Consider the following 20,345-nt stretch of genomic DNA (forward strand, 5'->3'; position numbering starts at 1 on the left):
ATCAGTTTAAAATTTTTCGTGCATTGGCAAACAGCCGGTACCAGCCGGACATTTCCCGCCAGTCACGCGGAGCCCAGCTCATTTGCGCTGTCTGGAATACCCGTTCAGGATGCGGCATCATAATGGTGACGCGGCCGTCCGTACTGCTGACACCGGCAATACCGGCCGGAGAGCCATTCGGGTTGAGCGGATATATATCCGTTACCTGATTCTGACCATCAACATACTGGAGTGCAACAGAAAGATCTGCCGGTATGGTTTCATTGGTCAGGTGAGCAAAATCTGCACGTCCTTCTCCATGACTCACTACTACCGGTAAACTACTGCCGACCATATCAGCCAGAATTAATGATGAGGAAGCCGGAATAGTGACCATACTCAGGCGAGCTTCAAACTGTTCTGAAATATTGCGCCGAAAGCGTGGCCAGTTATCTGTACCCGGGATGATTTCAGCCAGATTACTGAGCATCTGGCAGCCGTTACACACGCCTAGTGTCAGGGTATTCTGTCTGTCAAAGAATTCTGCAAACTGTTGTCGCAGCTGTTCATTAAACAGAATACTTTTTGCCCATCCTTCTCCGGCGCCCAGTACATCACCATAGCTGAATCCGCCACAGGCAGCCAGCAGTTGAAAATCACTTAATTTAACCCGGCCGCTTAGTAAATCACTCATGTGAACATCGTAAGTTTCGAAATTAGCGCGGGTAAATGCAGCCGCCATTTCTAATTGTCCGTTGACGCCCTGTTCACGAAGAATGGCAACTTTAGGCTGCTGATGCCGATGAATATAAGGTAAAGCAATATCTTCTTCCGGATTAAAGCTCAGGCTGGCAAATAATTCTGACAGCTGTTCCTGCTCCAGTAAGGCAAATTCACTGTCTGCACAGCAAGGATTATCGCGTAAGCGTTGCATTTGATAGCTGGTTTCACTCCAGCTCTTTTGCAATTCAACACGGTTTTCATTGAGTAAAACAGTATTACCATGCTGAACCATTAACCGGTCAGTTGTATTGATGTGACCAAGCACATGTAAAGTTTCAGCTATGCCGGCAGAGGCAAAAGCATTCTGAATGCCGGCAAGGTCATCATTGTGTACCTGAATAACCGCACCAAGCTCTTCTGTAAACAGACTGCGTACAGCAGCATCTTGTAGCTTCTGATTCTGGCTGTGCTTATTGGTTTGCCGGATTAGAGATGCAATATCAATAGTCACCCCGATATGGGCAGCAAACATCATTTCAGCCAGTGTTATTACTAATCCGCCATCACTGCGGTCATGATAGGCCAGAATTTTATGTTCCTGAATCAATGACTGAATAAGTGTGAAAAATTTAGAAATGATTTCGGGATTGTTGATATCCGGAGCTAAACCGCAGAGATTTTTCCATACCTGCTGCAAGGCACTGCCACCCATTCGGCTGTATCCCTGACCGAGGTCAATGGCCAGCAGGGTAGTATCTGCAATATTCTGTAGCTCAGGTGTCACAGTGTTGAGCACATTCTGAACCGGTGCAAAGGCTGTGATGACAGCAGATAAAGGCGAAACTACCCTTTTTTCTTCACCGGCATCATGCCAGCGTGTTTGCATTGATAATGAATCTTTGCCTACAGGTATACTGATTTGCAGTTTCTGGCACAGTTCGGATACGGCTTTGACAGTCTCATACAGACGGGCATCTTCTCCGGCAAAACCACAGGCAGCCATCCAGTTGGCAGAAAGTTTAATTTTGCCCATTTCTCCGATGTCTGTGGCAGCAATATTGGTTAATGCTTCACCAACTGCCATACGCCCTGAGGCTGCACCGGAAAATAAGGCTACAGGTGATTTCTCACCCATACTCATGGCTTCGCCACGTAAGGTATTAAAGCCCATTTTGGTTACAGCAACGTCTGCAACCGGTGTCTGATATCTTCCAATCATCTGATCGCGATGCGTAAGACCACCAACACTGCGGTCGCCAATAGTAATCAGAAATTGTTTGCTGGCTACAGCAGGCAGACCAAATACTCTGTACAGACTTTCACGAATATCCAGTTTACTTCCGTCAAAAGGAGGAATCTCTTCAATAACAGCAGAATCTGTACGGGTCACTTTAGGTGGTTTGCCCAGTAACACGTCCAGAGGAATATCTACCGGGTTGTTATTGAATAATTCATCACGTAATTGCAGCTGACCATCATCAGTAGCTGTGCCGACAACAGCAAACGGACAACGTTCACGCTGGCATATGGACTGAAATATTTCCAGATTCTCAGGCTGTACTGCCAAAACATAGCGTTCCTGAGCTTCATTACACCAAATCTGCAACGGATTAAGGCCATGTTCTTCAAGTGGTATGCGGCGTAACTGAAAGATTGCCCCGCGGCCGGCATCGTTGACCAGCTCCGGAAAAGCGTTAGATAACCCACCTGCACCAACATCATGAATGGATATAATCGGATTTTCTGAGCCAAGTTGCCAGCAACGGTCAATAACTTCCTGTGCGCGTCGCTCAATTTCAGGATTCCCACGCTGTACTGAGTCGAAATCCAGATCAGCATGATTTACTCCGGTACTCATGCTGGAGGCTGCTCCGCCACCCAAACCGATCAATAAGCCCGGTCCGCCCAGCTGAATAAGTAATGCACCTGCGGGAATATTGTCTTTGAAAACCTGCTGTGCCTGTATATTACCTAGTCCGCCTGCAATCATAATAGGTTTATGAAAGCCGCGCATAGTACCACTGAATAATTCTTCAAAGGTACGGAAATAGCCGAGCAAATTAGGACGACCAAATTCATTATTAAAGGCCGCGCTACCGATTGGGCCATCCAGCATGATATCCAGCGCACTGCTGATATGTGCTGGCTTACCGTATTGATTAAGTGTAGTTGTATATTGTTCCCATGGCTGGATAAATTCGGGAATACAAAGATTAGAAACACTGAAACCGCTTAAACCTGCTTTAGGACGTGCGCCTTTTCCTGTAGCGCCTTCATCACGGATTTCCCCGCCAGAGCCGGTTGCAGCGCCGGCAAATGGTGCGATAGCGGTAGGGTGGTTATGGGTTTCCACCTTCATCAGAATATGTGTTTCTTCTGTGCTGAACTGATATTTCTGCTGTTGATTTGCCTGTGGGTAAAAGCGTTCTATACTGGCACCGGCAATGATTGATGAATTATCTTTGTAAGCGACCAGTGTACCTTCAGGATGCGCCTGATGCGTAGCCCGAATCATGCCAAACAGAGATTCAGGTTTGGCTTCATCATCAACAATAAATTGGGCATTAAATATTTTATGTCTGCAATGTTCTGAGTTTGCCTGAGCAAACATCATCAGTTCTACATCGGTAGGATTACGTTGCAGTTGCTGATAATTTTCAACCAGATAATCTATTTCATCTGCGGATAATGCCAGCCCCATTTGCTGGTTAGCTGCTTGCAGAGCGGTTTTGCCATTTGCCAGTATGTCAATACTGGTAAAACTTTTTGCCGCAGTTGTGTGAAACAGTTGTGCAGCGTCCGCTACAGCAGTTAGTACACTTTCTGTCATGCGGTCGTGTAGTATGGTTTGCCAGCTATCCTGTTCCTGCTGACTAAGCTCGCGCGAAAATGAATACAGGATGCCGCGCTCAATGCGCTCAATTACGTTTAGTCCGCAATTGTGTGCAATATCGGTTGCTTTGGATGCCCACGGTGAAATAGTGCCCAGACGGGGTGTAACCAATAATTGCGTGCCTGTCAGAGTATTGCTGTTCTGATGGGTAGCACGTAAAAGTTGAAGCAGTTTTTGCTGTTGACCAGAATCAAGTTCGGTGGCTGAAGCCACAAAATAGCGATATTCGCTGTTGATCTGAATATTACAATCCAGTTGTAATCTGGCTGCCTGCTGTAACAATTTTTCGATACGAAACGGGGATAGTGCGGCCTCGCCGCACAGTGACAGAACAACTGACATGATGAGAGTAGCTCACTTTAGTAGTGGGTTTTGGCTGAAACGCAATTTTACGCGAAAAATAAGTGCTTTGCTTAAATTTATGTTATTAAATCATGGTAGTTTGAGTTTCAGATAAGGATATGGTAGTTTTTAGCACTGTGGATACAGTAAAAAGGAACATGGCGGCATGAAAAAAATTGAAGCAATTGTTAAACCGTTTAAGCTGGATGATGTACGTGAAGCTTTGTCTGATGTGGGTTTCAGCGGAATGACTGTATCTGAGGTCAAAGGTTTTGGTCGGCAGAAAGGACATACAGAAATTTATCGCGGTGCTGAATATGCAGTAGATTTTCTACCCAAGGTAAAAATTGAGCTGGTATTACCGGATGACAGAGTAGAACAGGCGATTGAGGTAATTATTGCTGCTGCTCATTCCGGCAAAATCGGAGATGGTAAAATTTTTGTATTGCCGGTAGAAAGCGCTATTCGTATTCGAACCGGAGAGCGGGACGATACGGCAATTTAAAAAATAATCAGAATAAATAGAAAACCGTTTGAAAATAGCAGTGATAATATGACTCGAGTATGTTAATACGTTGCTTTCATACGGTTTTCTTATCTTGAAGATATTAGCTTGGTTTTTTACCAAGTTGCCACAGAGCGAACATAATAGTCGCAGCAATAAAAAATTTAAGTAAATCAAAACCGGCAAATGGCAGATAGCCTAATTGCAATGCATGATAAATACTGGTATGTAAATAAAAAGCCAGATAAAAAACACCAAAGACAAATATAATCTGATGAGCAAGTGCAAAGGCGCATAATCCGCTGAAAAAATGTCGGTCATAGCCTCTTTCAGCAGCCCAGCCGGCGATATATGCACTGAATATGAAACCGTACAGATAACCGGCAGAGGCTGATGCCAATACATTTATTCCGCCATGCCCACCTGCAAAAAAGGGCAGACCGCAGGCGCCGAGCAGCAAATACTCAAGTATCGCTAATACAGCGAGCTTTCGCCCTAAAAATGCACCAAGCAGTAAAACTGCCAGCGATTGCAGCGATAAAGGGACGGGGTGCAGAGGAATGCTTATATTGGCTGATATAGCCATTAATAATGCTGCTAATGTAGTAGCAAGTAATTGGTGCGACCACTGGGTTAACCTATAGTGCTGCAAAAGATAAGGCTGATAGGTTCGCGATAAAATTGAGGTCATGGATTGGTTATATTTAGTTGAATATCAGGGAGAAAAAAAGAGGTTCGTAATTAATAAAAAAGCGGCCGAAGCCGCTTGAATATAGAATTACAATACGTAACGAGCCAGATCCTCACGTTCAGCTATATTCTGTAAACGCGCATCAACGTAAGCTGCATCAATGGTTATATCGCCGGCTGGCGCATCAAAGGAAACTTCTTCAAGTAATTTTTCCATAACCGTATGCAATCGGCGTGCACCAATATTTTCGGTTTTTTCATTTACTTGAAAAGCGATTTCAGCAATACGGGCAATGCCGTCATCAGTAAATTGCAGATTGACATCATCAGTAGCCAGTAAAGCAGAGTACTGTTCAGTCAAATTAGCATGGGTCGTTGTCAGAATGGCTTTAAAGTCATCTACACTCAGATTATCCAGCTCAACACGAATCGGAAAGCGCCCTTGTAATTCGGGGATTAGATCACTGGGTCGATTAAGATGAAATGCGCCAGATGCAATAAATAAAACATGATCAGTTTTAATCATGCCATACTTAGTTTGTACAGTTGTCCCTTCAACCAGCGGCAGTAAATCACGCTGCACACCCTGACGTGAAACATCTCCGCCATGGCGACTGCTGTCAGTAGCAATTTTATCGATTTCATCCAAAAATACGATGCCATTTTGTTCAACTGACTTAATTGCCTGTTCACGTAATTCTTCTTCGCTTACCAGTTTAGCTGCTTCTTCATCCAGCAGTAATTTCATGGCAGCGCTTACTTTCATTTTCTGAGCTTTGGTTTTACCATGTCCCATGCTGCTGAACATATCTTGCAACTGATTCGTAAAGTCTTCCATTCCCGGAGGACCCATAACAGACATGGTCGGAGAAGGATTAGCGGCAACCTCAATCTCGATTTCCTTATCGTCAAGCTCGCCTTTACGCAGCATCTGACGGAATTTCTGCCGGGTATGATTTTCCGGTTGAGCTTCCTGTGGCTCACCGGCAAAACCGACGCTGCGCGGCGGAGGCAGCAGGGCATCCAGAATACGGTTTTCTGCGGCATCCTGAGCACGGTCGCGGTTTTTAGCAATTGTCTGATTGCGAATGTTTTTCAGGGCAATTTCAATCAAATCACGAATAATACTGTCAACATCACGGCCTACATAGCCTACTTCAGTAAATTTGGTAGCTTCTACCTTAATAAAAGGTGCGTTGGCCAGACGGGCAAGTCTGCGGGCTATTTCAGTTTTACCTACACCAGTAGGCCCGATCATCAGAATATTTTTCGGAACGATTTCGCTTTGTAAGGGTTCGGCAACGCGACTGCGGCGATACCGGTTTCTCAGCGCTACTGCTACTGCACGTTTGGCCTGAGTCTGCCCGATAATATGATTATCTAATTCATGAACGATTTCGCTCGGGGTCATTACAGATGTACTCATCTTGTTCCAATCTTGAGATATGACCGTTTTTAAATACAAATTAAACGGCCAATAAAATTACAAGGTTTCAATAGTGTGGCTCTGATTTGTGTAAATGCAGATGTCACCGGCAATCTCGAGGGACTTTTTAACCACCTCAGCCGGCTCAAGCTCGGTATTTTCCATTAATGCACGTGCTGCCGACTGGGCAAAAGCACCACCGGAACCAATAGCTGCAATGCTTTGTTCCGGTTCGAGCACATCACCATTTCCGGTAATTACCAGTGTGTTTTTTTTATCTGCCACAATTAACATTGCTTCCAGACGGCGTAATGCGCGATCGGTACGCCATTCTTTAGCCAGCTCAATTGCAGCCAGCATCAGTTTACCCTGATGTTTTTGCAATTTACTTTCAAATAGTTCTATCAGGGTAAATGCATCAGCGGTACCCCCGGCAAAACCGGCCAGCACCTGATTGTTATACAGTTTGCGTACTTTGCGTGCAGTCCCTTTAATAATGGTATTACCCAGTGTCACTTGACCATCTCCACCGATGGCGACGTTTTCACCGCGGCGAACGGAAATAATGGTTGTACCGTCGAATTGTTGCATGTCTCGTGATCCTTTGCTGACCGGCAGCCGGATAGCTGCCGGAGAAAATAACTGCATTTAAATAAGGGCAGTTATTACCGCTTTCAAGTTAAACCATGATTTATTCTGATTTATTAGAATTCGTCTGTCACTCCGGCTGGCTAGTGCAGATACTAAGCAGGAGAGTTTTTTATTCATATATAAAATAAAAACGGCAACCTGAAAGGTTGCCGTTGTTCAAAACACAATCAATTATTTTTTGTGTTTGTATACTTTTTTGGTAGTAACAGTTTTGGTGGTTTTAACAGTTTTGGTTTTAGCCGGAGCTACTGCCACTGTACCATTATCTATTACGCAGTTCTGGGTAACGATTTGCGGAACAATTTTTTCCTGACCGTTAATTACCTGTTTGCTTGGCTGTAACAGACCCAGAGCACCAACTTTATCTACAGTATCGCTGTTGGCAATAGCGGTTTTCCAGGTAATGCCTTCGGGAGAAACGAAAGTATTGTAGTTAACATCACGTGCATCACGCATCATTACAGGAGAAAGTCTGCCCTGATAATTTACCTGAGCTGCCACGACGTTCTGACCTTGCAATCCATACATTACAGTCAAACGGTTTTTAGCTGCACCAGTACCGCACAAATAAGCTACTTCTTTACGCGCATCAATCTGTACATTCGCTGTAGTTGCTGCAGGTACGGCTACCTGTGTAGAAGGTGCTTTATGATGATGTTTTGATGCACAACCGGTAACAGCCAGCATCAACAATACAGCCGGGACAAGAACTTTTTTCATGACAACTCCTTATAAGCATTTATGAATAAATCTTCTGATAACATAAACCATCATACTTGGCTTAGGTAAAGATGCAATAGCTGTATCTTAGTCTTTTTTAGCTAATGTAGGGTAGTATTAAATAATACAGTTTAAACGTTATCGTTACTGTATTAATAGTACATGAATAAAAAATTCTTCACAACAACATGTTTCAAGTGAAATATTTGCATTCAAGGCCAACTATCAGTATGTGAAGGTCATTATTTTAACTGTATTTAATTTTCAATATTTAACTTTATTTCACTTGGTATCTGTACCACGCTTCTGTCATTCAGATTAAAAGCTGTTAGGCTGCCCCCCCATAAAGCACCGGTATCCACACATACAACATGATCGGCCTGATAAAAACCTAATGCCGACCAATGACCGAATAGAATGGTTTTATCGACATTTTGGCGGTGCGATGCCTTAAACCATGGAATATGATGCGCTGGTATATTAATGAGCGTCCCTTTATAATCAAAATCCATTGCTCCATCATCAGTCAGTGCACGCATCCGGGTAAAGCTGTTAGTGATAAAACGCAATCTCTCATCGCCACTGAGATTATTGTTCCAGCGAACAGGTTTATTTCCATACATTTGGGAAAAAAATTGTTCGGGAGTATTTTGCAATACGGTTTCCACTTCCTGAGCCAGTAGCTGTGCCTGATCGCATGTCCATTCTGGCCAGATACCTGCATGGACCATGACATAATTGTCCTGCTGGCGATATAAAGGCTGTCGGAGTAACCAGTCAATTAATTGTTTTCTGTCCGGCGCATTCAGAATGTCACTGATTGTATCTGCACGTTTGAGTTTGCCATAACCATAATGCAGTGCAAGTAAATGTAAGTCATGATTTCCCAGAATAGTCTGCATACAGCCATCATGCTGTTTTACCAGACGCAATGTGGCCAGTGATTGCGGGCCCCGGTTTACCAGATCTCCGGTAAGCCATAAGGTATCAGTACCAGGATTAAAATTCAGTTTGTCCAGCAGTTTTTTAAACTCTGTCAGACATCCCTGTAAGTCACCAATCACATACTGTGCCATGTTCATCTCCCGAGAAATCGGGATAAACCTAATCAAACTGGTTTGTCCCGATTTGTCTGTTTACTTGTCCAGTACCAGAATGGCTTCAGCTTCAACCAGAGCACCTTTAGGTAATGCAGAAACTTCAACAGCAGCACGAGCTGGATAAGGAGTTGTAAAGTATTGCGCCATAATCTCATTAAACGTAGCAAAATTACTCAAATCAGTCAGATAGGCATTTACTTTTACCAAATCATTCAGACTGCCTCCGGCTGCTTCTGCAACTGCCCGGAGATTTTTAAACACCTGATGTGCTTGTTCAGCAAAACCACCATCAACGATTTGCATTGTTTCAGCTACTAACGGAATCTGACCGGAAAGATATACTGTATTGCCAGCACGCACTGCTTGTGAATAAGCACCGATAGCGGCCGGTGCTTTCTCAGTATGAATAATATTTTTTCCCATGTTTTTACTCCTTGGTATGAAAAGGGGTTATCAGTCTTTCAAAAATAAAGCCAGTAAATCGTTCAGAAAAGTACGTCCGAGTGCAGTCGGACGTAGGTTTAACGGATCTGGATCTATTAAACCTCTCTCTACGGCCTGAGTAATCGCACATTGAATGGAGGTAACAGGCAAGCCGGTACGCTCGCTAAACCATGTAGTAGGAACTCCATCAGTTAATCTCAGAGCATTCAGCATAAATTCAAAAGGTAAATCCTGTGCAGAAATTTGCCGGCGGACAATAGCACACTGAGGTTGCTGCTGCATCGCTTGCAGATAATCTTTCGGATGCCTGCACCGAGTAGTGCGCTCAATTGCCTGAGCACTGGATATCTTACCATGAGCGCCAGCTCCGATACCGATATAATCACCAAATTGCCAGTAATTCAGATTATGCCGGCATTGTTGCAGAGGCTGGGCGAAGGCAGACGTTTCATAATGATGAAAACCTGCCTGTGACAGTGATGTATGTACAGCTTCTTCTATATCAGCAATATGGTCATCATCTGGTAGCTTCGGAGGAGGTGAATGGGCAAAAGGTGTATTGGGTTCCAGTGTAAGCTGATAAGCACTAATGTGCCTTACGCCAGTTGCAATTGCTGTATTAATATCTTCCTTTGCCTGTTCGACAGTTTGTCCTGGTAAGGCATACATCAAATCAATATTGAGTTTAGGAAACAGGATTAAGCCTGATTCAATGGCATTTAGTGCTTCATTGCGGTTATGAATTCTTCCCAGTACAGCCAGTTTGTCATTGGCAAAACTTTGTACTCCGATGGAAAGCCGATTTATACCAGCTGCTGCATAATCTGCAAAACGATCGCGTTCAAATGTGCCCGGATTGGCTTCAAGGGTAATTTCTGCTGTGGGTAACAGATTAACCCGTGCACGAATGCCGCTTAAGAGCTTTTCAAATGCAGATGCGGAAAATAGACTGGGTGTTCCTCCGCCGATAAAAATTGTGTGAACAGACCTACCCCAGAAATAAGGCAGTTCAGTTTCCAGATCAGTTAATAAGGCAGCAATATACTTCTGCTCATCCAGTTCCTGCTTAAGCTGATGTGAATTGAAGTCGCAATACGGACATTTGCGAACACACCATGGAATGTGAATATACAGAGATAGTGGCGGTAAACTGGTCAAAGCTGGCGTAACAGAATGCGGTATTTGCAGAGAAACGGGAAACTCAGACATGAGTATTCAGGCCATACTGCTGACGCAGTTTATCCATTAAAATATTTAATGCCTGAGCACGATGACTTATCCGGTTTTTTTCTTCCTGACTCATTTGTGCAGCAGTCAGTTTCTGGTCTGGAACATAAAAATGCGGATCGTATCCAAAACCATTGCTTCCTGCAGCAGAGGATTGCCACAGCCCAGACCAATTGGCTTCAGCAATTAATGGCTGTGGATCATCAGGATGACGCACTAAAACCAGTACGCATACATAAAACACACTTTTGTCATCACAATTGCGTAATTCATCATCCAGCTTGGCATTATTGGCTGTATCTGATTTCGGTTCTGTACCTGCATAACGTGCTGAATGGACACCAGGTTTACCATGCAGTGCATTGGCACAAATACCAGAATCATCGGCCAATGCCGGTAAGCCACTATAACGGCTGGCATGACGTGCTTTAGCGAGTGCATTTTCAACAAATGTGATATAAGGTTCCGGGCACTCAGGAATATTAAATTCAGACTGCGGAACAACTTCGATATTTAAAGAATTAAACAGGCGGCTAAATTCAGCCAGCTTGCCCTGATTATTACTGGCAAGAACAATTTTATTCATGGTTTACATCATTTGAGGATAACACTTGATTAATTTGCCGGTATGCACGTTCACGCAAAGTAAACGCCAGCGCAGCAAATTGCCCCAGTACACTAATGAAAGCGAGTAAACAGCAGATTATCGCAATAGTGTGCTGTTGATGTACCCAATAATAACAGCCCAGCACAACCCAGCCAATAAACATAAATGTACATGAAGCCAGAATGAGTAATAAAAGTTTGAGTTTCGTCATTCGTAAATGCTTTAAAAAATATAAATTGGCTGGGCAGATTGGTTAATTAAGAAAGATACAGCTATTTACGATTATTACTTACAGCCGGAATAAAATAAATCAGTTTATAAATCAATTTTAAGTAAAAAAATATGAGTTATTTATAAAATACAGATTAATATTAATTATAGTGATTTCATAAACTGAAAAATTTTATTTTTTTCCCAATGAAGTAAAATCTGTAGTTGTTTCAGATTTCTGCTGATTTTCTTGTTTCATTTTGGTTAGTTTAAAGGTCAAAGGCATTTCTCCGATGGCCATAATTGCACCTAGGATAAAAAATGTTTTACTATAAATTGTCAGTTGCTGATCTTTATTATAGAGAAAAAATCCGATACCGAGAAAGATTACAAACATAAGGCTTGTGCAGATATGCATTATAATTAATTTTTTCATTAGTCTGATATCATAAAAGGTTAAAGAAGAAATTACGACCAATTATATACAGAAAATCTGTTAAATGAAAACTATTGTAAATATTTAAACAATAAATATTTACAGCTTACGGTTAAAAATATGCATATAAAATAAATTGATATTATTTACAATGGATATTGAATTAATTTAAATTTCGATTAATTTTAATTATTTTAATGGTAAATGGCGTTAGTATTATTAAGCCGAAAGCAGCAATAATAAAACAGGTGATACTATACCATAATGGATAACGTATATCCGCAAAGAATATTGTACCGATAACCAAAGCCGCAATTACGGTCATTGAAAGAAAACAATAGCTAACAATTAATTTTTTCATATTTGACACTTCAAAATTTTTTATTTTCTATCTTTAGAATCTGTTTATCTGTCTAATAAACAAGAAAACCGGTTTTATAATAAACAGATTGGACAGTAAAAAAGATTGTATAAAAATAATTTTATTTTTAAAAGATATAAATATTAAGTCGTTAGTATGTAATTTAAAAAAGTATTTGATAAGCAATTTAATTGAACCCTGAAAGCAGCATAAAACAAAAATCCGGTGCCAGTTAAATTAATCTTAAAGTAATTGATTAGCTTTGAATACAAATCAAACAATCCATTTAATCCAAATGAATTCTAATTATTTAATTATGCGATCTGAATAAAAGTCTGGGTAGTTGTTTGGTTTAAAAAAGCCTGCATAAGCAGGCTTTTAAAGTTAGCGTAATTGCTGATCCAGTTGCTGAAGCCATTTTGTGGCATCTTTTCCGGTATATATTGTGCCATCTTCATTGGCCAAAGTGACACGTGTTCCGCCATCCTTGAGAGGTATAGCCAGTACCATCAGACGAGGTTGCTGTTTTGGCTGTTGCTGTTGTTCAGCTTTTTTGCTGCGCCCGAACATACGTCCGAATAATCCTGGTTTTTTATGAGAAACAGAAGAGGCTTCTGCAGCAGCTACTTCAACCAGATAAGCATATTGACTCTGGTTTTCTCCAATTACATTCAGACCAACACGATCCAAAGCCAGTGCAACACGACGCCAGTTACGTTCCTGAGGCCCAAGCAGGTAAATACTATTGCCATCAATTTTGGCTAAATTGTATTCATTCGAGTTTTGTTTTTGGGCAGCTATCTGTTGCTGTACCTGTTTGGCATCTGCACCAAGATATTGCATAAAGCGTGCAAGAAATGCTGCTTCCAGCTCAGGCTCATTAGGTCTTGGCTGCCATGCAGTGCTGTCACCATCTTTGCTGGTATAGACTTCTTTCATACCTTTCTGGCTGAAGAATACATCTGTACCGCCTTTGCTGTTACGTTCCAGACGGATAGTAAACATATCCCGCTCGCCGCTGGAGTAAACACCACCCAGACCTACTTTTTCGAATATACCGCGAATCACATCAGATGGTAGTTTGGCACGGTTTTCTGCCCAGTTGGTTTGCATCAGACCAATAGATGGTTCTTCACGCTCGATAGTAAAGCCCTGTTCCTGCCAGAATGCTCTGAGCAGCGGCCATAATTCAGCAGCTTGTTTGTTATCGATAGTCAGCCAGCGAATACTTCCATCACGCTGCAAATGAATATTCGGTACCTGAGTCAGTACCTGTGCATTCGCATTATTCTGAGTTTTGCCCGCTTTTTTGTTCATGTCACTGGCACGTACAGCCCCATTAATCAGTGTACTTCCAGGTGCACTAAAGCGGTTCCCCTGATTCGGATCAGTCAAATCAGGAGGTACATCCAGCTGAACAATTTTTTTATTGTCAGACTGATAATCCAGTTTAGGCAGGTTTTCTTTTTTGCTGGCACAGGCGGCAAGACTGGCTGCCAGCAGGGTTAGTGCAACGGTTTTACTTATATTCATATCGGCCACTTTCAGTGTGCATTACAATGACAATGTAGGCTTGTGTTTAAATTAATTCGGCTTCCTGCATGGCGGCTAACACGACAGCCTGTCCGGCAGGAGTTAATTCAGTAATAGGCAGTCGGCAAACCGGATTGATTTTACCCAGTTTAGACAGTGCCCATTTCGTTGGTGCAGGGCTTGGTTCACAGAAAAGATCACCATGCAGACGCTGTAATTTATCATTTAAAGCGCGTGCACCGGTAATATCTCCGCGCAAAGCTGCATGACACATATCTGCAAACAATTTCGGAGCAACGTTAGCAGTAACGCTGATCACACCATGACCACCGCACAGTAAAAATGCCAGGGCAGTAGGATCATCGCCGGAATAAACTGCAAAATTTTCAGGTACGTGCTTAAACAGATAACATGCACGGCCAATGTTGCCAGTGGCTTCTTTAATACCAACAATATTGTCAATTTCTGCCAGACGTAAGGCTGTGTCCGGTTGCATATCGGCAACAGTGCGACCCGGGACATTATACAAAATCATGGGGATACTGGTTGCTTCGGCAATAGTTTTAAAGTGGCGGTAGATACCTTCCTGATTCGGTTTATTGTAGTAGGGTACTACAGACAAAGTCATATCTGCACCAGCCTGCTGAGCCTCCTGAGCCAGATAAATTGCTTCATGAGTATTGTTGGCACCAGTACCGGCAATTACTTTCACACGTCCGGCTACATGTTCTACAGCAGTTTTGATGACATTCAAATGCTCATCCACGCTGAGTGTGGCTGATTCACCGGTTGTTCCCACGGCGACAATGGCATCGGTTCCGGACTCGATATGCCAGTCAATAAGCTGTTTGTATTGTTCATAATCAATACTGCCATCTTCATGCATAGGCGTTACGATGGCAACCAGGCTGCCTGTCAACATAATTCTACCCTTTACAGGTGAGCTAAAAATGTGATGATTGTAGCGTATTTTTTGCTTACATGGAAAACTGCCGGTATTCGAACCACTTTTGATAAAAGTAGTTTGCTTGTGTTAAAGATTCTATTCCTCAATAGTTTGCTCTAGATTAAACAGTGCCGTATCGCTTAAAATACGCTGCTTTATATACATTTCACACATGCATAAAGCAAATAAGGAAGGATGACATGGCCGATAATTCCTCTGTTCGTAAGCAGAATGAACACTCTGATTTGGTCTATGGTCTGGAGGAAAAACCTCCTGTTTTAAATGGTTTGCTCAGTGCATTAACCCATTTACTCGCTCTTTTTGTTCCTATGGTGGCGCCGGCTCTTGTGGTGGGCGGTGCGCTGAAACTGCCGGCTGACATGACTGCTTATCTGGTCTCAATGTCTATGGTAGCTTCAGGTGTAGGTACTTATATTCAGGTACACCGCTTTGGTGTTATTGGTTCGGGGCTGTTATCAATTCAATCAGTTAATTTTTCATTTGTCACTGTCATGATTGCGCTGGGGCTGGGCATGAAAGAAAGCGGGATGAATGAAAATACTATGATTTCAACTTTACTGGGCGTCTCATTCGTGGGCGCCTTTTTAGTAATCGGGGCATCATGGCTGTTACCTTTTCTGAAAAAAATCATCACACCTACTGTAAGCGGAGTTGTGGTATTGATGATAGGCCTGAGTCTTATTCATGTCGGTATTACTGACTTTGGCGGTGGTCTTACTGCAAAAGCAAATCATACTTTCGGTTCATGGTCTAATCTGGCTCTGTCCACATTTGTACTGTTTACTGTATTGTTATTTAACTGTTTTAAAAATGCATGGTGGCGTATGGCCGGCATTGCGGTAGGTTTGATATCAGGTTATGTAATTGCTATTTTTATGGGCATTGTAGATTTTTCCAATCTGCACGATTTACCCTTAATTACAATACCGATTCCCTTTAAATACGGCTTTGCTTTTGACTGGCATGCTTTTATGGTGGCCGGTACCATTTATCTTTTAAGTGTGTTTGAAGCAGTAGGTGATTTAACTGCTACCGCCATGATTTCTAATCAGCCGGTAGATGGTCCGTCGTACACAAACCGTTTACGCGGCGGGGTAATGGCTGATGGTCTGGTGTCGGTGATTGCTACAGCACTGGGTTCATTGCCGTTAACCACTTTTGCCCAGAATAATGGCGTTATTCAGATGACGGGAGTTGCTTCCCGGTATGTCGGTAAATATATTGCTGCTATTCTGATTATACTTGGCTTATTTCCATGGGTTGGTGCTATTTTTACCACTATTCCCAGTCCGGTTTTAGGTGGGGCAATGGTGGTTATGTTCGGTTTAATTGTTACTGCCGGTATCAGAATTATTATTACTGCCGGCATCCGACGCCGTGAAGCAGTTATCTGTGCTACATCACTGGGGCTTGGTCTGGGTGTGGCTTTTGAACCGGAAGTGTTTGCTCAGTTACCAATATTGTTTCAAAATCCGATTTGTATGGGCGGAATTGTAGCAATTATTCTAAATATAGTTCTGCCACATGATAAAAGTGAACCAGCTGTTTATTTAAGTGACGACATTCCGCATTAATTAATATCTGAAAAAAGGCTGCCGAAAATATTGGCAGCTTTTTTTATAAATTTAAAATAATGATTTTAAATAATAAGTTCTATTTTTATTTATGAATACTATAAGTTATATGGAAAATTTTAATTATCTGTAATTCTGAATGGTTTTAGCTGTGTATTAAAAAAGTACTTTTAATTTGATATTATCCTTTGATTTAATAACAATATCAGGTAGACAAGTAATTTTTTTGTCAAAATTCAGAAAATTGTTAATCTATGTATTTTCTTTTGAAAGCAGATTAGCACCGTCAGTTGAATGCAGACGGGCAAATATCCAGCTTGAAAGCAGAGTGAACACGCCGAGAATAATAAATGTAATTCGAAAGGCGGTAGTAATATTGTAATTGATAAAGCTGGCACGACTGAAAGATTGCAAAAGTAATGCGCCAATTGCTATACCGAAACTTAATGCCAGTTGCTGGTTAACAGCCATCAGACTGGTGCCGCTACTAACTTGATTAGGGCGTAAATCAGCCAGTGTAATGGTATTCATACCAGTAAATTGCAAAGAGTTGCAGGCGCCTAAAATACACAGATGTAATAATATCAACCATTGCGGTGTACTGGCACTGATTAAAGCGAGTGACATAATCAGTATACCGATAATACGTGTGTTCCAGGCAAGTGTATTACGATAACCAAAATGATTCATTAAAGGCTTCAGAAAGGGTTTGGCAAATATAGCTGCCAAAGCAAGAGGCATCAGCAGCCAGCCTGAATTTACCGCATCATAGTTAAAAGCAACCTGAAATAATAAAGGCAATAATAAAGGCAGGGCACTCATGCCAAGGCGGCTTACTAAGTTACCTGCCAGCCCCAGACGAAATGTACGCACCAGAATTAAATGCGGAGGATACAAAGCACGGTTGTTCTGACGTGCATGAGCAAGATAGGCAAATAAAGCGCCAATACCTGCAATAGCCATCATACAGCCAAATAAAATATTGTTAGCATGTGACATAGTTTCAAAAGTAAGCGTCATGCAAAAAGCAGATGCCGAAAACAGAAAGAAACCTAATCCATCAAAGTAATTTGCAGGACGGTTAAAATTGGGCATGATATACCAGGTAACCAATAATCCTAATAACCCTATCGGTACATTGAGTAAAAATATCCAGTGCCAGCTGGTATATACCACAAGATAGCCACCAATAATCGGTCCCAGTACCGGACCGATCAGGGCCGGCATAATGGCATAATTCATAACAGTTATGAGTTTAGAGCGGTCGTAGGCCTGCATCATGGTTAAACGGGCTACCGGTGTTAGCATTGCGCCACCTAAACCCTGAATGATTCTGGCCAGTACCAGCAAAGCCAGATTATTACTTGCAGCACACAGTACAGATCCAATAATAAATATGACCATAGAACCCATAAAGAGTTTACGAGTTCCTAATTTATCCGACAGAAAACCAGACAGAGGCATCATTATTGCTAGCGTTAGCGCATAAGCAATAATTGCTGATTGCATATTAAGTGGTGACTGCCCAAGATCGGCAGCCATTGAGGGCAGAGCAGTATTCAGGATAGTAGCATCCAGCTGCTGCATAAAAATGGCTATAGCCAACAAAATGGGCAAAAAGCGTGAAGGTTTACTGTCGTTAATAGAAGCCATAATTGTTGTTTATCAATAATGGATTCATTTATTATAACAGAATCATGTAATGCATTATTTTGTTAATATAAAAGCATAAATTTATGAAAGTATATTTTTTATATTCATAATTTTAAGATAATAAATGTATATAAGAAGTGTTTATGCTTTAAGGTTGATATATGTTTTATTATGGTAGATTAATAACGCGAAGCAGGCATGCATTACCAAATTCTGATAAGTAATTTTTTTATAAAATATAGGTTTGTTGAGTTTGTTTATAATGTTAGGATAATTGTATAGATAGATATTATTTTATTTTTTCTGAATTATATTTAAGTTTGTATATAAGTCTGGTGAAAAATGCCAGTATATAAATAACTTACGGTATAACTTTTATTTACATTTATTAAACTTATTTATCATAAGACACATTGCTTCACTACAATGGAAAAAGCTAACAAACATACAAAGTAATCATTATAAATTTAGTGTAAAAACAAAATATTTAGATGTTTTAAATAATATTCATTGTGTATATATATCATTATGAATATTAAATAAATTTATTATTGCAAATGCTGGTTAGTACAAGCTTGCTTTTAGTATCCAGTTTATAAAAAAATTTTTAGATAAAGGCGGATAATTTAAAAATGAGGAAGTAATGAATAAATCTCAAAAAAATTGATATGTGTTGTACTTGGATAATATCTACTCTGTTTATATAAAAGAAAAAGGTTAGACATAAAATAAACCGTGTTAGCTTAATAAAGCTAACACGGCCTAGAATGCAGTTATAATAGACTTACATACGTAATGTGTCTACAACATCGATCATGAATTCCATATCTTCTTCAGATAATCCGATAAAGCCTTCTGGAAAACTCAATGCTTTTACAATAGTAGCACCATCAGAGTCGTCTGCCATTTTGCATAATATCTCTCTCAACGGCTCTACTTTATCAGCTATATCTTTATGATATAACATGACATGAGATACTTCATTAATCCGGCTTTTCAGTAATACTTTTAACTGATCTTTGGTTACAGAGTTAAAGCTGTCATATACTTCAGCTTGAATAATGCCAATTTTTGCCTGCTGGCGGATAACGCTGGAAGCTACCATGAGGAAGTTATCTTTACGATTGATAACCAGCTCATCGTCGCTCAGATTAGCAGGTTCAAGCAAACGCAAACCAATAAAGTTGGCATCTTCATTATTGGAAAGAGCCAGTTCAACAGTACCTTTGAGCTCTTCAATAGCATTAATTTCTGAATCAGCAGCAGTAACAATTACAATCTCATCTGGTTGATTTTTAGGTTTAACCAGTGGTAAATAACCTTGTTCACGTACATAATTACCGGCAGCAAACGGATTAACAAAAAGCATAGAGACTTTTTCTTTATCTTGCTGTGCTTTTACTTCATCAAATGAAGGAGGCATAATCAGAGAAATATTCTGATCGCTTTTCTTTTGCAGGTAATTATTCAGCAAATACCAGGTGCTGAACTGATCAGGCAAATAATCGGGTACAACCATTAAACTCAGCATATTATTTTCCTTCCTGTTCAGTTTTCAGCATTTCTACATACTTGGCACTCATTTCGTTAACGCGTTCACGGCTTGGTTTGCGACGAATTGAGCTATAGCCAATCACTTTGCCTTGACGTAAGTTCGGAATTACAGTGGCGTATACCCAGTAATGGCCGCCATCTTTTCGTAAGTTTTTAACATAACCGTACCAGCGTTCGCCTCTTTGCAAGGTTTCCCACATATCTGCAAACGGAGCTTTTGGCATGTCAGGATGACGTAACAAACAGTGTGGAGCACCAATAATTTCATCACGTGTCCAGCCACTGATATCAACAAAGACGTCATTGGCATGCGTGATAATACCGTTAAGATCTGTACGTGATACAATTAAAGCACCATCAGGATAAGGAAATTCCTGATGAGTTACATATACTGTTGATTCTCCGTCTTGCTGATAATGCTTAATTTTATACTCTGAAAATTCACCTTCAGGCTTCGGCTGAATCCAACGACTCATATCCATATTTATCTGTCCTTCAATTTTGGTTTAATCTGATAAAGAATGAGTGTGCTTAATAGAAATGCATTTCAGATTTTTTATGTTTTTACAGTAGTTTATTCTTTCTGCTTTAATAAATTTACTGCTAATATAAATTTCTGGAAATGCATACAATCGGGATTTTTAAATATTACCCAATACATATATGCGATGCGTTTCAATATAGTTATAAAACATTTAAACGCCCTTTCATGCAATAAATTCAGTTTTAGCTTTAGTTTTCTTTAGGTTT

The 20,345-nt window shown here is 41.1% G+C and carries 18 protein-coding genes; 2 read left to right on the forward strand and 16 right to left on the reverse strand.

The window, feature by feature from the left end; all coding sequences use genetic code 11:
* Position 1: 1 nt before the first annotated feature.
* The gene (purL, locus tag H3V00_RS01340) at positions 2 to 3,937 is read right to left on the reverse strand and encodes a phosphoribosylformylglycinamidine synthase (protein WP_198206633.1); all 3,936 of its coding nucleotides are present in this window, start codon (positions 3,935 to 3,937) and stop codon (positions 2 to 4) included.
* A 166-nt stretch (positions 3,938 to 4,103) separates the two neighbouring features.
* Here purL and H3V00_RS01345 point away from each other — a divergent pair, with 166 nt between their 5' ends.
* Positions 4,104 to 4,442: a P-II family nitrogen regulator gene (locus H3V00_RS01345; RefSeq protein WP_078475291.1), complete on the forward strand. Its 339-nt coding sequence runs from the start codon at positions 4,104 to 4,106 to the stop codon at positions 4,440 to 4,442.
* A 103-nt stretch (positions 4,443 to 4,545) separates the two neighbouring features.
* Here H3V00_RS01345 and H3V00_RS01350 read toward each other — a convergent pair whose 3' ends face one another.
* The 12 genes from H3V00_RS01350 to dapA form a co-directional block, all read right to left on the reverse strand.
* Complete coding sequence (locus tag H3V00_RS01350) at positions 4,546 to 5,133, reverse strand: biotin transporter BioY (RefSeq protein ID WP_198206632.1); 588 nt, start codon at positions 5,131 to 5,133, stop codon at positions 4,546 to 4,548.
* Between the two features lie 87 nt (positions 5,134 to 5,220).
* Entirely contained in the window at positions 5,221 to 6,558 is a 1,338-nt protein-coding gene (hslU, locus tag H3V00_RS01355; RefSeq protein ID WP_198206631.1) for an ATP-dependent protease ATPase subunit HslU, read from the reverse strand.
* 57 nt (positions 6,559 to 6,615) lie between these two features.
* Positions 6,616 to 7,149 (reverse strand): ATP-dependent protease subunit HslV, encoded by a 534-nt coding sequence (gene hslV, locus H3V00_RS01360; protein WP_025330443.1) that lies wholly within the window; start codon positions 7,147 to 7,149, stop codon positions 6,616 to 6,618.
* Between the two features lie 231 nt (positions 7,150 to 7,380).
* Positions 7,381 to 7,929, reverse strand: a complete 549-nt coding sequence (locus H3V00_RS01365; protein WP_025330444.1) for a hypothetical protein — start codon at positions 7,927 to 7,929, stop codon at positions 7,381 to 7,383.
* 257 nt (positions 7,930 to 8,186) lie between these two features.
* Entirely contained in the window at positions 8,187 to 9,005 is an 819-nt protein-coding gene (locus H3V00_RS01370) for a symmetrical bis(5'-nucleosyl)-tetraphosphatase (RefSeq protein WP_198206630.1), read from the reverse strand.
* Between the two features lie 60 nt (positions 9,006 to 9,065).
* Entirely contained in the window at positions 9,066 to 9,452 is a 387-nt protein-coding gene (locus H3V00_RS01375; protein WP_025330446.1) for a RidA family protein, read from the reverse strand.
* Between the two features lie 30 nt (positions 9,453 to 9,482).
* A complete protein-coding gene (hemW, locus tag H3V00_RS01380) occupies positions 9,483 to 10,682 on the reverse strand; it encodes a radical SAM family heme chaperone HemW (RefSeq protein WP_198206629.1) in 1,200 nt (399 codons plus the stop codon).
* A complete protein-coding gene (gene rdgB, locus H3V00_RS01385) occupies positions 10,675 to 11,286 on the reverse strand; it encodes an RdgB/HAM1 family non-canonical purine NTP pyrophosphatase (protein ID WP_084563437.1) in 612 nt (203 codons plus the stop codon). The genes hemW and rdgB overlap by 8 nt, the downstream gene beginning before the upstream one ends.
* Positions 11,279 to 11,518 (reverse strand): NGO_0222 family membrane protein, encoded by a 240-nt coding sequence (locus H3V00_RS01390; RefSeq protein WP_025330449.1) that lies wholly within the window; start codon positions 11,516 to 11,518, stop codon positions 11,279 to 11,281. The genes rdgB and H3V00_RS01390 overlap by 8 nt, the downstream gene beginning before the upstream one ends.
* 192 nt (positions 11,519 to 11,710) lie before the next feature.
* Positions 11,711 to 11,953, reverse strand: a complete 243-nt coding sequence (locus H3V00_RS11360; protein ID WP_025330450.1) for a hypothetical protein — start codon at positions 11,951 to 11,953, stop codon at positions 11,711 to 11,713.
* A 745-nt stretch (positions 11,954 to 12,698) separates the two neighbouring features.
* Positions 12,699 to 13,847, reverse strand: a complete 1,149-nt coding sequence (gene bamC, locus H3V00_RS01395) for an outer membrane protein assembly factor BamC (protein ID WP_198206628.1) — start codon at positions 13,845 to 13,847, stop codon at positions 12,699 to 12,701.
* A 46-nt stretch (positions 13,848 to 13,893) separates the two neighbouring features.
* Complete coding sequence (dapA, locus tag H3V00_RS01400; protein WP_025330452.1) at positions 13,894 to 14,769, reverse strand: 4-hydroxy-tetrahydrodipicolinate synthase; 876 nt, start codon at positions 14,767 to 14,769, stop codon at positions 13,894 to 13,896.
* A 224-nt stretch (positions 14,770 to 14,993) separates the two neighbouring features.
* Here dapA and H3V00_RS01405 point away from each other — a divergent pair, with 224 nt between their 5' ends.
* Positions 14,994 to 16,388 carry a nucleobase:cation symporter-2 family protein gene (locus H3V00_RS01405; protein WP_037394020.1) on the forward strand — a complete coding sequence of 465 codons (1,395 nt, stop codon included), beginning with the start codon at positions 14,994 to 14,996 and terminating at the stop codon, positions 16,386 to 16,388.
* Positions 16,389 to 16,640: 252 nt separating this feature from the next.
* On the opposite strand, the gene H3V00_RS01410 is transcribed toward H3V00_RS01405, so the two are convergent.
* The 3 genes from H3V00_RS01410 to H3V00_RS01420 all read right to left on the reverse strand — a co-directional run bounded on the left by H3V00_RS01410 (position 16,641) and on the right by H3V00_RS01420 (position 20,071).
* Positions 16,641 to 18,041: a DHA2 family efflux MFS transporter permease subunit gene (locus tag H3V00_RS01410; protein ID WP_198206627.1), complete on the reverse strand. Its 1,401-nt coding sequence runs from the start codon at positions 18,039 to 18,041 to the stop codon at positions 16,641 to 16,643.
* 784 nt (positions 18,042 to 18,825) lie between these two features.
* Entirely contained in the window at positions 18,826 to 19,572 is a 747-nt protein-coding gene (locus H3V00_RS01415; protein ID WP_025330455.1) for a phosphate/phosphite/phosphonate ABC transporter substrate-binding protein, read from the reverse strand.
* A 1-nt stretch (position 19,573) separates the two neighbouring features.
* Complete coding sequence (locus H3V00_RS01420; protein WP_025330456.1) at positions 19,574 to 20,071, reverse strand: PAS domain-containing protein; 498 nt, start codon at positions 20,069 to 20,071, stop codon at positions 19,574 to 19,576.
* Between the last annotated feature and the right edge of the window lie 274 nt (positions 20,072 to 20,345).

It is taken from the genome of Snodgrassella sp. W6238H11 (assembly GCF_016100525.1).
Lineage (GTDB): Bacteria > Pseudomonadota > Gammaproteobacteria > Burkholderiales > Neisseriaceae > Snodgrassella > Snodgrassella alvi.